Source organism: Pseudomonas delhiensis (genome assembly GCF_900187975.1).
GTDB classification, from domain to species: domain Bacteria; phylum Pseudomonadota; class Gammaproteobacteria; order Pseudomonadales; family Pseudomonadaceae; genus Pseudomonas; species Pseudomonas delhiensis.
The window spans coordinates 1-14,040 of the sequence record NZ_FZPC01000013.1 but is presented as its reverse complement, the minus strand read 5'-3'; the positions used below and the strand labels follow the sequence as shown (position 1 = coordinate 14,040).

The window sequence follows — 14,040 nt, the reverse complement described above, 5'->3', positions numbered from 1 at the left end:
AGACTTGCGTGAAACTCAACGATTCGAAACTGTTCCGCCAGCAGGCCTACATCGCCGGCGCCTGGTGCGACGCCGACGACGGCCGCACCGTCGCGGTGACCGACCCGGCCACCGGCGAGCTGCTGGGCCAGGTGCCGCTGATGGGCGGCGCCGAGACCGTCCGCGCCATCGAGGCCGCCGACGCCGCCCTGCAAGGCTGGCGCGCGAAAACCGCCAAGGAGCGCGCCCAGGTGCTGCGCCGCTGGTTCGAGCTGCTGCTGGAAAACGAGGACGACCTGGCCCGGCTGATGACCTTCGAGCAGGGCAAGCCGCTGCACGAGGCCCTGGGCGAGATCCGCTACGCCGCCTCCTTCGTCGAGTGGTTCGCCGAGGAAGGCAAGCGCATCTACGGCGACGTCATCCCCAGCCCGAGCAACGACAAGCGCCTGCTGGTGATCAAGCAGGGCATAGGCGTATGCGCGGCCATCACCCCGTGGAACTTCCCGGCGGCGATGATCACCCGCAAGGTCGCCCCGGCCCTGGCCGCCGGCTGCAGCGTGGTGCTCAAGCCGGCCAACGAGACGCCCTTCAGCGCCCTGGCGCTGGTCGAACTGGCCGAGCGCGCCGGGCTGCCGGCCGGGCTGCTGAGCATCGTCACCGGCGACGCCGTGGCCATAGGCGCGCAGCTCACCGGCCACCCGCTGGTGCGCAAGCTGACCTTCACCGGCTCGACCCCGGTGGGCCGCCTGCTGATGGGCCAGTGCGCCGAGACCATCAAGAAGGTCTCCCTGGAACTGGGTGGCAACGCGCCCTTCATCGTCTTCGACGACGCGGACATCGAGGCGGCGGTGGAAGGCGCGCTGGTCGCCAAGTACCGCAACGCCGGGCAGACCTGCGTGTGCGTCAACCGCTTCTATGTGCACGACGCCGTGTACGAGCGCTTCGCCACCCGCTTCGTCGAACGCGTGCGCGAACTGAAGGTCGGCCATGGCAGCGCCGAGGGCACCCAGGTCGGCCCGCTGATCAGCGACAAGGCGGTGGCCAAGGTGCGCAGCCTGATCGACGACGCCGTCGGCAAGGGCGCCGAGCTGGTGCTGGGCGGCCGCAGCCACGCGCTGGGCGGCGGCTTCTTCGAGCCCACCGTGCTGGCCGGCATCCGCCCGGGCATGGCGCTGCTGGAAGAGGAAATCTTCGGCCCGGTGGCGGCGCTGGTGCGCTTCTCCACCGACGCCGAGGTGATCGAGCTGGCCAACGCCACCCAGTACGGCCTGGCCGCCTACTTCTACAGCCGCGACCTCGGCCGCGTGTTCAAGGTCGCCGAGCGCCTGGAGTACGGCATGGTGGGCGTCAACACCGGGCTGATCTCCAACGAGGTGGCGCCGTTCGGCGGGGTGAAGCAGTCCGGCCTGGGCCGCGAGGGCTCGAAGTACGGCATCGAGGACTATCTGGAAATCAAGTACCTGTGCCTCGCCGTCTGAGCGGGCAACGGGTTCCGGCGCGCGGCAGGGCCTGCCGCGCGCCGATGCAGTCGAGGTGAATGATGGCCAACAAATACGAGATGTTCAGCGTCCGCGTCAGCGCGGTGGAACAGGCGACGCCGCTGATCAGGCGCTTTACCCTGGTGCGCGAGGACGGCCAGCCGATGCCGGCCTTCAGCGGCGGCAGCCACGTGATCGTGCAGGACCCGGCGGGCAGTTTCAGCAACGCCTACTCGCTGATGAGCGACCCGCGCGACCTCAGCCACTACCAGATCGGCGTGCGCCTGGAGGAGCAGTCCAGGGGCGGCTCGGCCTTCATGCACCAGCAGGTGGAGGTCGGCACCCGGCTGACCATCTCCACCCCGAACAACCTGTTCGCCCTGGACCCCGGCGCCGGCCGCCACGTGCTGATCGCCGGCGGCATCGGCATCACCCCGTTCCTGGCCCAGCTGCACGACCTGGAAGGCGGCGCCACGCCCTACGAGCTGCACTACGCGTTCCGCAGCCCGGAGCATGGCGCCTTCCAGGCCGAGCTGGAACAGGGCCCGCACGCCGAACACGTGCGCTTCTACATCGACAGCCTGGCGCGCAAGCTCGACCTGGAGGCGCTGTTCGCCGGCCTGGCCGAGGATGCACATGTATACGTGTGCGGGCCCAAGCCGCTGATCGACGCGGTGATCGCAGGCGCGAAAGCAGCCGGCATCGGCGATGAGCGCGTGCACTGGGAACAGTTCGCCGCCGCCCCGGCCGAAGGCGCCGCCTTCACCGTGGTGCTGGCCCGCTCCGGCCGCGAACTGCGGGTGGAGGAGGGCATGACCATCCTCCAGGCCATCGAGAACGTGAAGGCGGCCAAGGTCGAGTGCCTGTGCCGCGAGGGCGTCTGCGGCACCTGCGAGACGGCCATCCTCGAAGGCGAGGCGGAGCATTTCGACCAGTACCTGAGCGACGAGGAAAAGGCTTCGCAGCAGAGCCTGATGCTCTGCGTCTCCCGCTCGCGCACGCCGCGGCTGGTGATCGACCTCTGACACCGAGAAACGCGCGCCTTGCGCGCGAATCGCGGGCAGGGCCCGCTCCTACAGGTGGGCATGGCGTAGGACTCCGTCCGCGAAGGGCGTTCACCGGCGGCACCGTGCTGCGGATTGACGCCGTCCCCTCTCCCCAACCCTCTCCCGCAAGCGGGAGAGGGGGTTGTCCGGCATGAGTGCGTAGTTCAGCTTCAACCTGCAGGAGCGGGCCCTGCGCGCGATTCGCGGGCAAGGCCCGCTCCAGGTGGGCATGGCGTAGGGGACTTCGTCCGCGAATGGCGTTCACCGGCGGCACCGTGCTGCGGATTGACGCCGTTCCCTCTCCCCAACCCTCTCCCGCAAGCGGGAGAGGGGGCTGTCCGGCATGAATGCGTAGTTCAGCTTCAACCTGCAGGAGCGCGCCTTGCGCGCGAATCGCGGGCAGGGCCCGCTCCTGCAGGCGGGGCATGGCGTAGGACTCCGTCCGCGATAGCCGGCCTCAATGCTTGATCATCACGTGCCGCGCCACCGTGTAGTCCTCCAGCCCGTACATCGACAGGTCCTTGCCGTAGCCGGACTGCTTGAAGCCGCCGTGGGGCATCTCGCTGCACAGCATGAAGTGGGTGTTCACCCAGGTGCAGCCGTACTGCAGGCGCGCTGCCACCCGGCTGGCGCGACCCACGTCGCGGGTCCACACCGAGCTGGCCAGGCCGTACTCGGAGTCGTTGGCCCAGCGGATGGCCTGTTCGACGTCGCTGAACGGGGTCACCGAGACCACCGGGCCGAACACCTCGTTGCGCACGATCTCGTCGTCCTGCTGGGCGTTGGCCACCACCGTCGGCTGGTAGAAGAAGCCCTGGCCGGCCACCGCGCTGCCGCCGGTGGCGATGCGGATGTGCGGGCTGGCCTTGGCCCGTTCGACGAAGCCGGACACGCGCTCGCGCTGGCTGGCGGTGATCAGCGGGCCCAGTTCTGTGGCCGGGTCGTCCTGCAGGCCGGTCTTGAGGCTGGACACGGCGCCGGCCAGGTCGGCGACGAAGTTGTCGTAGATCTTCCTGCCGGCGTAGATGCGGCAGGCCGCGGTGCAGTCCTGCCCGGCATTGTAGAAGCCGAAGGTGCGGATGCCCTCGACCACGTCGGCCAGGTCGGCGTCGTCGAAGACGATCACCGGGGCCTTGCCGCCCAGCTCCATGTGCAGGCGCTTCACGCTGTCGGCGGCGCTGCGGATGATGCTCTTGCCGGTGCCCACCGAGCCGGTCAGCGAGACCATGCGCACCAGCGCGTGGCTGACCAGCGGGCTGCCCACCGTGGGGCCGCGGCCGAACACCAGGTTGACCACCCCGGCGGGGAACAGTTCGGCGATGAACTCGGCCAGGCGCAGGGCGGTCAGCGGCGTCTGCTCCGAGGGCTTGAGCACCACGCAGTTGCCGGCGGCCAGGGCCGGGCCGAGCTTCCAGGCGGCCATCATCAGCGGGTAGTTCCAGGGCGCGATGGAGGCGATCACCCCCACCGGGTCGCGGCGGATCATCGAGGTGAAGCCGGGCAGGTATTCGCCGGCCGCCGATCCGGGCAGGCAGCGGCAGGCGCCGGCGAAGAAGCGGAACACGTCGGCGATGGCCGGGATCTCGTCGTTCAGCGCGGCGGCGTAGGGCTTGCCGCAGTTCTGCGATTCCAGGCGCGCCAGTTCCTCGGCGTGCTCCTCGATCTTGTCGGCCAGGCGCAGCAACAGCAGCGCGCGGTCCTTCGGGGTGCTCTGCGACCAGCCGTCGAAGGCCGCGTCGGCGGCGCGCACGGCGGCGTCCACCTGGGCCTCGCTGGCTTCGGCTATCCGGCCCAGCACTTCGCCGGTGGAGGGGTTGAGGATGTCCAGCTTCTCGCCTTCGCCGGCGACGAACTGGCCATTGATCAGCAGTTTGCTTTGCATGGCGGGCTCCTCTGGTTCGGTGGCTGCTTCCCCGCCGGGCGGGGGCCTGTTCACTTGCCGCCGCCGGCCACGTCGCTGGTGCCGCGGGTCAGGTAGTAGGCACCGAGGATCGGCAGCATGGTCGCCAGCATCACCAGCATGGCCACCACGTTGGTGATGGGCACGTCGCGCGGGCGGGTGAGCTGGTTCAGCAGCCACAGCGGCAGGGTGCGCTCGTGGCCGGCGGTGAAGGTGGTGACGATGATCTCGTCGAAGGACAGCGCGAAGGCCAGCATGCCGCCGGCCAGCAGGGCGGTGGCGATGTTCGGCAGGACGATGTAGCGGAAGGTCTGCCAGCCGTCGGCGCCCAGGTCCATGGAGGCCTCGATCAGGCTGAACGAGGTGCGGCGGAAACGGGCGATCACGTTGTTGTAGACGATCACCACGCAGAAGGTGGCGTGGCCGATGACGATGGTCAGGAAGCCGGGCTCGATGCCGAGGGTCTTGAACGCCGAGAGCAGGGCGATACCGGTGATGATGCCGGGCAGGGCGATGGGCAGGATCAGCATCAGCGAGATGCCCTCCTTGCCGAAGAAGTCGCGACGGTACAGCGCGCCGGCGGCGAGCGTGCCGAGCACCATGGCCACCAGGGTGGCGACGCAGGCGATCTTCACCGACAGCCAGATGGCCTCCAGCACGTCGCCGCGCTGGGCCACCTCGGCGAACCAGCGCAGGGTGAAGCCCTGCAGCGGGAAGCTGTAGGCCGACTCCTCGGTGTTGAAGGCGTACAGCAGGATCACCAGGATCGGGAAGTGCAGGAACACCAGCCCGCCCCAGGCGGCCAGGCGCAGGGGCCAGGAAGCTCGCTCAGAGTGCATCGAAGGCCCCCAGCCGCTTGGCGATGGACAGGTAGATGGCGATCAGCACTATGGGCACCAGGGTGAAGGCCGCGGCCAGCGGCATGTTGCCGATGGAGCCCTGCTGCACGTAGACCATGGTGCCGATGAACAGCCCGCTGGGGCCGACCAGCTGCGGGATGATGAAGTCGCCCAGGGTCAGGCTGAAGGTGAAGATCGAGCCGGCCACCACGCCGGGGAAGGCCAGCGGCAGTATCACCTGGGCGAAGGTCTGCCGCGGCCGCGCGCCCAGGTCGGCGCTGGCCTGCAGCAGCGACGGCGGCAGGCGCTCCAGGGCGGCCTGGATCGGCAGGATCATGAACGGCAGCCAGATGTAGGTGAACACCCAGAAGCGCCCCAGGTGCGAGGTGGACAGGGTGTTGCCGCCCACGCCGGGCACGTCCAGCAGCAGGTTCAGCGGCCCCAGCAGGTGCAGCTTCTCGATGATCCAGTAGAGGATGCCGCCCTTGGCCAGGATCACCGTCCAGGCGTAGGCCTTGACGATGTAGCTGGCCCACATCGGCAGCATCACCGCGATATAGAAGAAGGCCTTCTCCTTGGGCCCGGCGAAGCGCGCCATGTAGTAGGCGATGGGGAAGGCCAGCACGGCGCTGGCCAGGGACACCGCCACGGCCATGCCCAGGGTGCGCAGCACGATGTCGTAGTTGGCCGGGTTGAACAGCGCCTTGTAGTTGGCCAGGGTCAGCTCCGGCGTCACCGCCATGGTGAAGTCGTCGAAGGTGTAGAAGCTCTGCCACAGCAGGGCGAACAGCGAGCCGACGTAGATTACCCCGAACCACAGCAGCGGCGGGATCAGCAGCATCAGCAGGTAGAGGTTGCCGCGCCGGTAGAGGAAGCTGGAGACCGCGCGCATCATGGCAGCGGCTCCTCGCGCAGCGGCACCAGCGCGCTGCGCGCCCAGCAGGCGCTGACCGCCTCGCCGGGCTGCGGGCGCAGTTCCTCGCGCTCGCCGTTGGGCAGCGCGGCCACCAGCCGGCCGCCGTCGTCCAGGGCGATCTCGTAGCGGCTGGCGGCGCCCAGGTACTGCACGTCCACCAGGGTGCCGGCGACCTGCAGTTCGCCCTCGCGCGCCTGGCCGAAGCGCACGTGCTCCGGCCGCAGCGACCAGGCCCCGGCCTCGCCGAGCAGGCGCCGGGCGAGGTCGCCGCGCAGCACGTTGGCGGTGCCGACGAACTCGGCGACGAAGGGCGTGGCCGGCTTCATGTAGAGGTTGCGCGGGGTGTCCACCTGCTCGATGCGACCCTTGTTGAACACCGCCACGCGGTCGGACATGGACAGCGCCTCGCCCTGGTCGTGGGTGACGAAGATGAAGGTGATGCCCAACTGGCGCTGCAGCTTCTTCAGCTCCACCTGCATCTGCTCGCGCAGCTTCAGGTCCAGCGCGCCCAGGGGCTCGTCCAGCAGCAGCACGCGCGGGCGGTTGACCAGGGCGCGGGCCAGGGCCACGCGCTGGCGCTGGCCGCCGGACAGCTGCGCCGGCTTGCGGCTGCCGTAGTTGGCCAGGGCGACCATGTTCAAGGCCTCTTCGGCACGCTTCAGGCGCTCGGCCTTGGCCACGCCCTTGACCTTCAGGCCATAGGCGACGTTGTCCAGCACGTTCATGTGGGGGAACAGCGCGTAGTCCTGGAACACCGTGTTCACGTCGCGCTCGTAGGGCGGCAGCCCGGCGGCTTCCTGGCCATGGATGCGGATGGAGCCGGAGGAGGGTTGCTCGAACCCGGCGATCAGCCGCAGGCAGGTGGTCTTGCCGGAGCCCGAGGGACCGAGCATGGAGAAGAACTCGCCATCCTTGATCTCGATGGACACCCGGTCGACGGCTTTCACCTCGCCGTAGTGGCGGCTCACCTCGGTGAACTGGACGGCTGTGGTCATGGCGCTACCCGCGTGGCTGGTGTGCTCTAACAGGGTAGTGCATGGGGGAGCGCCCGACGTAGGGCGTACAACCGTTCGCGGTTGTACGCCGTTACACCCAGGGTCGAACCCGAGTGGGGCGGTAACCGAGGCCAGGCGGCGGATAACCGCGAACGGTTATTCGCCCTACGGTTGCCGGAGCGCTACCTGCCGCCCATGATCGCGATGTAATCCTGCGTCCAGCGGCTATAGGGCACGTACTTCCCGCCCTCGGCCTGCGGCGTCTTCCAGAAGGCGATGCGCTCGAACTGGTCGTAGCCGTTGGTGGCGCAACCCTGGGCGCCGAGCAGCTGGCTTTCCTTGCAGCCGGCCGGCACCGCCGGCACCGAGCCGAACCAGGCGGCGACGTCGCCCTGCACCTTGGGTTCCAGCGACCAGTTCAGCCACTTGTAGGCGCAGTTCGGGTGCTTGGCGTCGACGTGCAGCATGGTGGTGTCGGCCCAGCCGGTGACGCCCTCGGCGGGGATGGTCGAGGCGATCGGCTGCTTCTCGCCCTGCAGGGCGTTGACCTGGTAGGGCCAGGAGCCGGAGGCGGCCACGCCCTCGTTCTTGAAGTCGCTCATCTGCACGGTCGCGTCGTGCCAGTAGCGGTGGATCAGCGCGTGCTGGGCGCGCAGCAGCTTGAGCACCGCGGCGTACTGGTCCTCGGTGAGCTGGTACGGGTCCTGGATGCCCAGGGAGGGTTCGGTGGCCTTGAGGTAGAGCGCGGCGTCGGCGATGTAGATGGGGCCGTCGTAGGCCTGCACGCGGCCCTTGTTGCTCTTGCCGTCGGGCAGCTGCTGTTCCTTGAACACCACGCTCCAGCTTTCCGGCGCCTTGGGGAAGACCTTGGTGTTGTACATCAGCACGTTCGGGCCCCACTGGTAGGGCGTGCCGTAGTGCTTGCCGGCGACGGTGTGCCAGGGCGCGTCCTGCAGGCGTGGGTCGACGTTCTTCCAGTTGGGGATCCGGCCGACGTCGATCGGCTGCACGCGCTTGCCGTAGACCAGGCGCAGCGAGGCATCGCCCGAGGCGGTGACCAGGTCGTAGCCGCCCTTGGCCATCAGGCTGACCATCTCGTCGGAGGTGGCGGCGGTCTTCACGTTGACCTTGCAGCCGGTCTCCTTCTCGAAGGGCGTCACCCAGTCGTAGTTCTTGTCGCTCTCGCCGCGTTCGATGTAGCCGGGCCAGGCGATGATGTCGAGGGCGCCCTCGGGCGCGCCGCTCTGGGCGGCCTGCGAGGCGGCGCTGGCCAGGGCGCAGACGCCGGCGAAGGCCAGGGGGGCGAATTTCGGGGAAGGCATGGTCGGACTCCTGTAAGGGGTTAGGAGCCTCTGCGGCCGTACCGCACCGCGGGCGGGGCACCTGGGCACAGCATCATGTCATGGCAGATCGACATCTCTGGCAGCCTAGTCGCGCCCTGCGGGGGCTACAAGCCCACGGCCGCCGTCCAGGCATAAGCATAGGCCCAAGTCCGGCGGGCCGGTTGCCGCCGCTGGCCTAGACTGACCCGGTTGGCGCCAAACGGGGCGGTGCCGGCCCGTTGCCCGCGCCGGCTGCACCAAAGTGGCGCGCCAGGGCAGGGCGTGTTTTGCAAGTCGTTGAAGCGAAAGGCTTTGTTTCGATGGCACGGGGCTTGCGATGGCAAGAGTACTGGTGGCGACAAGGAGTTCGGCATGTCCCGCACTTTCTACGATGAGATGTATGACGCGAATGGCCAGTGCCGGGCGCACTACCGCGAATTCGCCCGCTGGCTGGCGGCGGCGCCGCCGGAGACGCTGGAGCAGCGCCGGCGCGAGGCCGACCTGCTGTTCCACCGCGCCGGCATCACCTTCACCCTCTATGGCGACGAGCAGGGCACCGAGCGCCTGATCCCGTTCGACACCATCCCGCGCAGCATTCCCATGAGCGAATGGCGCGTGGTGGAGCGCGGCTGCATCCAGCGGGTGCGGGCGCTGAACATGTTCCTCGCCGACCTCTACCACGAGCAGCGCATCATCAAGGCCGGGGTGGTCCCGGCGGAGCAGGTGCTGACCAACGAGGGCTACCAGATCGCCATGCAGGGCCTGGACCTGCACCGCGACCTCTACGCCCACATCGCCGGCGTCGACCTGGTGCGCGACGCCGACGGCAGCTACTACGTGCTGGAGGACAACCTGCGCACCCCCAGCGGCGTGAGCTACATGCTCGAGGACCGCAAGATGATGATGCGGCTGTTCCCCGAGCTGTTCGCCGTGCAGCGCATCGCCCCCATCGACCACTACCCGAACCTGCTGCTGGAGACCCTGCGCAGCTCCAGCCCGCTGGACAACCCCAGCGTGGTGGTGCTGACCCCCGGGCGCTTCAACAGCGCCTACTTCGAGCACGCCTTCCTGGCCCGCGAGATGGGCGTGGAGCTGGTGGAGGGCGCCGACCTGTTCGTCCGCGACGAGCGCGTGTACATGCGCACCACCGCCGGCCCGCGCCCGGTGGACGTGATCTACCGGCGCCTGGATGACGCCTTCCTCGACCCCCTGGCCTTCAACCCCGAGTCGATGCTCGGCGTGCCCGGCCTGCTGGCGGCCTACCGCGCCGGCAACGTGGTGCTGGCCAACGCCATCGGCACCGGGGTGGCCGACGACAAGTCGATCTACCCCTACGTCGGCGACATGGTGCGCTTCTACCTGTCCGAGGAACCCATCCTGAAGAACGTACCCACCTGGCAGTGCCGCAAGCCCCAGGACCTGTCCCACGTGCTGGCGCACCTGCCGGAACTGGTGGTCAAGGAAACCCAGGGCTCCGGCGGCTACGGCATGCTGGTGGGCCCCGCGGCCAGCAGCCAGGAGATCGAGGCCTTCCGCGAACGCATCAAGGCCCGCCCGCACGCCTACATCGCCCAGCCGACGCTGTGCCTGTCGACCTGCCCGACCTACGTCGACAGCGGCATCGCCCCGCGCCACATCGACCTGCGGCCCTTCGTGCTGTCCGGCCGCGAGACGCGCCTGGTGCCCGGCGGGCTGACCCGCGTGGCGCTGCGCGAAGGCTCGCTGGTCGTCAATTCGTCACAGGGTGGCGGTACCAAGGACACCTGGGTGGTGGAGGACTGAGATGCTGAGCCGTACCGCAGCCGACCTGTACTGGATGTCCCGCTACCTGGAGCGCGCGGAGAACCTCGCGCGCATGCTCGACGTGAGCTACTCGCTGTCGCTGATGCCGCCGGACGACCGCGGCGGCGGCGCCGACGAGCTGGCCATGCCGCTGCTGATCACCGGCACCATGGACGACTACCTGGAGCGCCACGGGAAGATGCAGCCCGAGCGCATGCTGCACTTCTTCGCCCTCGACGCCGACAACCCGGCGAGCATCTACCGCTGCCTGCAGGCCGCCCGCGGCAACGCCCACGCGGTGCGCGGGCGGATCACCGCGGACATCTGGGAGAACATCAACGCCACCTGGCTGGAGATGCGCAGCATCGCCCAGCAGGGCCTGGGCCGCTACGGCATCAGCCGCTTCTGCGAATGGGTGAAGGAGCGCTCGTACCTGTTCCGCGGCGCCACCTACGGCACCATCATGCGCGGCGAGGCCTCCAGCTTCATCCGCCTGGGCACCTTCATCGAACGCGCCGACAACACCCTGCGCCTGCTCGACGCCCGCTACGAGCTGCTCGGCGAGGAGGCCGAGGAGGTCAGCGACACCTCGGCGCGCGGTTACTACCAGTGGAGCGCGCTGCTGCGCGCCCTCTCGTCCTTCGAAGCCTACAACGAGATCTACCGTGGCTCGCCCGATGCCCGCCACGTGTCCGAACTGCTGCTCCTGCGTGCCGAGGTGCCCCGTTCCCTGCAAGCCTGCGTGGAGGAACTGGACGGCATCCTTTCCACCCTGCCCGGCGACAACGGCCGGCCGGCGCAGCGCCTGGCCGCCGAGCTGGCCGCGCGCCTGCGCTACACGGCGATCGACGAGATCCTCGGTGACGGCCTGCACGCCTGGCTCACCGACTTCATCCTGCTGGTCCGCCAACTGGCCCGGGCAATCCACAGTTCCTATCTGGAGGCCGTATGAAACTCGCCATCAGCCACGACACCACCTACCGCTACGACGACCCGGTGCGCGCCAGCATCCAGTACCTGCGCCTGACGCCCCAGGAAAGCGAGCGCCAGCACGTGCTCAGCTGGGAGCTCACGCTGCCGCGCCCGGCCCGCGCCCAGCGCGACCCCTACGGCAACGTGCTGCACGTGCTGAGCATCGACGAACCCCACGAGGCCGTGGTGATCCGCGCCCGCGGCCTGGTGGAGATCGACGAGAGCCGCGAGGCCGAGCACGATGCCCTGTCGCCGCTGCCGTTCCTGCGCCACACTCGCCTGACCACCCCCGACGACGCCCTGCGCGCCTTCGCCCTGGCGCAGTGCGGCGAGGCCCGCGACCGCGCGGCGCTGATCAGGCTGATGCACGCCCTGCACGCGCAGATGCCGTTCCAGCCGGGCTCCACCGGGGTGGAAAGCACCGCCGCCGAGGCCTTCGCCGGCGCCGCCGGGGTCTGCCAGGACCACACCCATGCCTTCCTCGCCTGCGCGCGCAGCCTGGGCATCCCGGCGCGCTTCGTCTCCGGCTACCTGTACCGCGGCGGCGACCAGGACCTGGCCAACCACGCCTGGGCCGAGGCCTGGCTGGACGATGCCTGGTACAGCTTCGACGTGACCAACGAACTGGCGCGCCCGGAGCGCCACCTGAAGCTGGCGGTGGGCCTGGACTACCTGGACGCCTGCCCGGTGCGCGGCATGCGCCGCGGCAGCGGCCTGGGCGAGCAGATGCACGCGCGGGTGGTGGCGCCGCTGCTGCGCGGCCAGCAGTGAGCCCGACGGGGCCGGGCGAAGGCGCCCGGTGGTCTAGTATTCCCCGGGCACCCCAGAAGAAGGCCATCCCATGACCTATTGCGTAGCCATGTGCCTGGACGAGGGCCTGGTGTTCGCCTCGGACTCGCGGACCAACGCCGGCATCGACCACATCGCCACCTTCCGCAAGCTGTTCACCTTCGGCGTGCCCGGCGAGCGCCTGATCGTGCTGCAGAGCGCCGGCAACCTGGCCACCTCGCAGTCGGTGGTGAACCTGCTGAAGCAACGCCTGGGCGACACCGCCCAGGCCAACCTGCACAGCGTGCCCACCCTCTACGAAGCCACCGCCCTGGTGGCCGCCACCGTGCGCGAGGTGGTGGCCCGCGACGCCGCGCCCCTGGCCGGCAACACCGACCTGAGCTGCTCCTTCCTGGTCGGCGGGCAGATCGCCGGCGGCCCGCCGGAGCTGTACAGCATCTACCCCCAGGGCAACTTCATCCAGGCCACGGAAGACACGCCCTTCCTGCAGCTGGGCGAGAGCAAGTACGGCAAGCCGATCCTCGACCGCAACCTGGAGTTCACCACCAGCCTGGCCGAAGGCCTGCGCTGCGCGCTGGTGTCCTTCGATTCGACGATTCGAAGCAACCTCTCGGTGGGCATGCCGCTGGACCTGCTGGTGTACCACCGCGACAGCCTGATCGTCCCGGCGGGCTACCGGGTGACGGAGGAGGACGCCTACTACGCGAGCATCCGCAAGCAGTGGTCGGCGGGGCTGCACGAACTGCTGGCGCAACTGCCGGCGCCGCCGCCGGAGTACAACATCTAGCCGGGGGAGGGCTGTGCCACCGGAGGGTTTTGTGTGGCGGGGGGGCAATCGCGGACGGAGTCCGCTCCTACGACTGTGCTTCCTGGAACCGTAGGCGCGGACCTTGTCCGCGATTTGGCGGATAACGCCGTAGGCGTTATGCGCCCTACATGGGAATCCGGGAGCTTCGTGGTTTCGCATCACACCGAACGGTCCCCTCTCCCGCTTGCGGGGAGGGTTAGGGAGGGGGAGCGGAGTCAGGGTTGGCAGAGGTGCCAGAGCGAAGTCCGTCCCCTCTCCCCAACCCTCTCCCTGAAGGGAGAGGGGGCTGTCCCGAGCTGTCGGATAACGCAGAGTCAGCCGGCAAACTCGTAGGGCGCGCCCCTGGCCGGCAACACCGACCTGAGCTGCTCCTTCCTGGTCGGCGGGCAGATCGCCGGCGGCCCGCCGGAGCTGTACAGCATCTACCCCCAGGGCAACTTCATCCAGGCCACGGAAGACACGCCCTTCCTGCAGCTGGGCGAGAGCAAGTACGGCAAGCCGATCCTCGACCGCAACCTGGAGTTCACCACCAGCCTGGCCGAAGGCCTGCGCTGCGCGCTGGTGTCCTTCGATTCGACGATTCGAAGCAACCTCTCGGTGGGCATGCCGCTGGACCTGCTGGTGTACCACCGCGACAGCCTGATCGTCCCGGCGGGCTACCGGGTGACGGAGGAGGACGCCTACTACGCGAGCATCCGCAAGCAGTGGTCGGCGGGGCTGCACGAACTGCTGGCGCAACTGCCGGCGCCGCCGCCGGAGTACAACATCTAGCCGGGGGAGGGCTGTGCCACCGGAGGGTTTTGTGTGGCGGGGGGCAATCGCGGACGGAGTCCGCTCCTACGACTGTGCTTCCTGGAACCGTAGGCGCGGACCTTGTCCGCGATTTGGCGGATAACGCCGTAGGCGTTATGCGCCCTACATGGGAATCCGGGAGCTTCGTGGTTTCGCATCACACCGAACGGTCCCCTCTCCCGCTTGCGGGGAGGGTTAGGGAGGGGGAGCGGAGTCAGGGTTGGCAGAGGTGCCAGAGCGAAGTCCGTCCCCTCTCCCCAACCCTCTCCCTGAAGGGAGAGGGGGCTGTCCCGAGCTGTCGGATAACGCAGAGTCAGCCGGCAAACTCGTAGGGCAATGAAATGGACTCCTCCCTCCTACGGCATCTAGGTGCCAGACTGATGTGTTGGCAACAGTCCCGGAGGGGGAGTCACGATGAACAT

At 68.9% G+C, this 14,040-nt stretch carries 11 protein-coding genes and 1 pseudogene; 7 read left to right on the top strand and 5 right to left on the bottom strand.

Going from position 1 to position 14,040, the window contains the following annotated elements; translation table 11 throughout:
- Positions 1 to 8 precede the first annotated feature (8 nt).
- Together CHC02_RS13235 and CHC02_RS13230 are read left to right on the top strand one after the other, a co-directional pair.
- On the top strand, positions 9 to 1,457 hold the full coding sequence (locus CHC02_RS13235) for an NAD-dependent succinate-semialdehyde dehydrogenase (protein WP_089391917.1): 1,449 nt from the start codon (positions 9 to 11) through the stop codon (positions 1,455 to 1,457).
- 62 nt (positions 1,458 to 1,519) lie between these two features.
- Complete coding sequence (locus CHC02_RS13230; RefSeq protein ID WP_089392057.1) at positions 1,520 to 2,482, top strand: PDR/VanB family oxidoreductase; 963 nt, start codon at positions 1,520 to 1,522, stop codon at positions 2,480 to 2,482.
- 478 nt (positions 2,483 to 2,960) lie between these two features.
- On the opposite strand, the gene CHC02_RS13225 is transcribed toward CHC02_RS13230, so the two are convergent.
- The 5 genes from CHC02_RS13225 to ydcS form a co-directional block, all read right to left on the bottom strand.
- Complete coding sequence (locus CHC02_RS13225) at positions 2,961 to 4,385, bottom strand: gamma-aminobutyraldehyde dehydrogenase (RefSeq protein WP_089391916.1); 1,425 nt, start codon at positions 4,383 to 4,385, stop codon at positions 2,961 to 2,963.
- Positions 4,386 to 4,435: 50 nt separating this feature from the next.
- The gene (locus CHC02_RS13220) at positions 4,436 to 5,242 is read right to left on the bottom strand and encodes an ABC transporter permease (protein ID WP_089391915.1); all 807 of its coding nucleotides are present in this window, start codon (positions 5,240 to 5,242) and stop codon (positions 4,436 to 4,438) included.
- A complete protein-coding gene (locus CHC02_RS13215) occupies positions 5,232 to 6,137 on the bottom strand; it encodes an ABC transporter permease (protein WP_089391914.1) in 906 nt (301 codons plus the stop codon). Before CHC02_RS13215 ends, CHC02_RS13220 begins: the two co-directional genes overlap by 11 nt.
- Positions 6,134 to 7,153, bottom strand: a complete 1,020-nt coding sequence (locus CHC02_RS13210) for an ABC transporter ATP-binding protein (protein ID WP_089391913.1) — start codon at positions 7,151 to 7,153, stop codon at positions 6,134 to 6,136. The genes CHC02_RS13215 and CHC02_RS13210 overlap by 4 nt, the downstream gene beginning before the upstream one ends.
- 182 nt (positions 7,154 to 7,335) lie before the next feature.
- Positions 7,336 to 8,475, bottom strand: coding sequence for a putative ABC transporter substrate-binding protein YdcS (gene ydcS, locus CHC02_RS13205; RefSeq protein WP_089391912.1), 1,140 nt, complete (start codon positions 8,473 to 8,475; stop codon positions 7,336 to 7,338).
- 372 nt (positions 8,476 to 8,847) lie between these two features.
- Between ydcS and CHC02_RS13200 the strand changes: the two genes are divergently transcribed.
- The 5 genes and pseudogenes from CHC02_RS13200 to CHC02_RS13180 all read left to right on the top strand — a co-directional run.
- Positions 8,848 to 10,257: a circularly permuted type 2 ATP-grasp protein gene (locus tag CHC02_RS13200; protein WP_089391911.1), complete on the top strand. Its 1,410-nt coding sequence runs from the start codon at positions 8,848 to 8,850 to the stop codon at positions 10,255 to 10,257.
- Between the two features lies 1 nt (position 10,258).
- On the top strand, positions 10,259 to 11,209 hold the full coding sequence (locus CHC02_RS13195; RefSeq protein ID WP_089391910.1) for an alpha-E domain-containing protein: 951 nt from the start codon (positions 10,259 to 10,261) through the stop codon (positions 11,207 to 11,209).
- Positions 11,206 to 12,000, top strand: coding sequence for a transglutaminase family protein (locus tag CHC02_RS13190; RefSeq protein ID WP_089391909.1), 795 nt, complete (start codon positions 11,206 to 11,208; stop codon positions 11,998 to 12,000). The genes CHC02_RS13195 and CHC02_RS13190 overlap by 4 nt, the downstream gene beginning before the upstream one ends.
- 70 nt (positions 12,001 to 12,070) lie before the next feature.
- Positions 12,071 to 12,805, top strand: a complete 735-nt coding sequence (locus CHC02_RS13185; protein WP_089391908.1) for a proteasome-type protease — start codon at positions 12,071 to 12,073, stop codon at positions 12,803 to 12,805.
- Between the two features lie 363 nt (positions 12,806 to 13,168).
- Positions 13,169 to 13,597: pseudogene (locus tag CHC02_RS13180) on the top strand (proteasome-type protease); the annotation flags it as partial.
- Positions 13,598 to 14,040: the final 443 nt, after the last annotated feature.